Source organism: Bifidobacterium saguini DSM 23967, from assembly GCF_000741715.1.
Taxonomy (GTDB): Bacteria; Actinomycetota; Actinomycetes; order Actinomycetales; family Bifidobacteriaceae; genus Bifidobacterium; species Bifidobacterium saguini.
This window is the reverse complement of record NZ_JGZN01000032.1, coordinates 1-1,251: the sequence shown is the minus strand read 5'-3', so window position 1 is coordinate 1,251 and position 1,251 is coordinate 1. Positions and strand designations below refer to the sequence as shown.

Here is a 1,251-nt window from a genome sequence, read left to right as displayed (position 1 = left end):
GCTTGGCCCGTTTCGTCCTCCGCCGTTTTTGCGGCGGAGGACGCGGGGTTTCCCAAGGGGCGGTTCGAGCCCCTTGGTGCTGCCGGAGGCCGCCGTTCCACCCCATGAGCCAGGGGTGGAACGGCTCCGGTCGTGTCAGCGGCTGGCGTCGTGGTCGATGATGCCGTCGGCTATGATGCGACTGGCGTTGAGGACGTGTTCGGCGGATTCGCGCAGGGTCTCGGGCTTGCCTTCGCTCCATCCGGCCACGTAGCTGATGCTGTATTCGCTGGTGTCGAGTCCGAGGATGTTGGCGACGACGTAGGCGGTGGATTCGGCTTCGGTTTCGGCGAGGCCTCGGTGGTCCTGGTAGTCGGTGGTGTGGTCGGTGTTGCCGAGTTCGGTGGCGAGGATGGCGTGTGCGGCTTCATGGAGGATGGTTTTAGCGTTCATGCGTGGGCTGTTGGCCTCGTTGAGCATGATTCGGCGGGTGGCGGCCTGTGTGTAGCCTTTCATTCCTCCCCTCATGGGTTCGTGTCCGATGGTCCAGCCTTTGGATTCGAGCCATGCGGTGGCGCGTGGGAGGATTCCGTTGGTGTCTTCGCCTTCGAGGTCCTGTGGCGTGAATGGGCGCATGGTTTCGGCGTATTCGTCGTGTTCGGGGTCGTCTGGGTCGGTCTGGCTGATGTCGAACACGGAGACGATGGGGAACCATGCGCGGCGTTCGGGTTCTCCGGTTTCCTCGTTGATGATGGGGTTGCCGTCCTGGTCCTTGATGATGCGGGTGGAGTAGCCGAAGATTTTGATGCCTTTTTCGCCTTTGCGTACGTGGCGGTCGTGTTCGGTCCATTGGCGGTATCCGGCGAGTATGGACGCGTTGGGTTTCTGGCTCATGATGAGGATCACGTTGTTGAGGCTGTAGGTGTGGAATCGTGCCATGTAGTCGAGCATGTGCAGCCATGCGCCGGAGTCCTTGAGGTTCTGGATGTGTTCGGTGACCTTCTGCTGCAGGTCGTTGACGAGTTGTTCGCGGTTCTTGCCGTCGGTCTTGCGTGCCATGATGTGCCTCCCGTGTGTGTGGCTGGTGTGCCCTGATTTTTGTTTTTGACCTTCTTCGGTCAGCGGATGCGTACCCCGCCAAAGCCGGGTTCTGTCATAAGACGACGCTCCGGATCCCCGTAAGGGATCCGCATGTGCGTCGGCGTTGACAGAACCCGGCGACGCGGGTATCGTCATCGCCCGCCGAAGAAGGTCGAACGGGAGGATGGCGAG

Annotated in this window: 1 protein-coding gene; it reads right to left on the bottom strand. The window is 61.3% G+C overall.

Annotated elements, in window-relative coordinates:
* Positions 1-135 precede the first annotated feature (135 nt).
* Positions 136-1,038, bottom strand: coding sequence for an ArdC-like ssDNA-binding domain-containing protein (locus BISA_RS11765; protein WP_033892184.1), 903 nt, complete (start codon positions 1,036-1,038; stop codon positions 136-138).
* Positions 1,039-1,251 lie beyond the last annotated feature (213 nt).

Coding starts and splice junctions, on each gene's coding strand:
- BISA_RS11765 (WP_033892184.1), bottom strand. CDS start 1,038: ATGGCACGCAAGACCGACGGCAAGAACCGCGAACAACTCGTCAACGAC.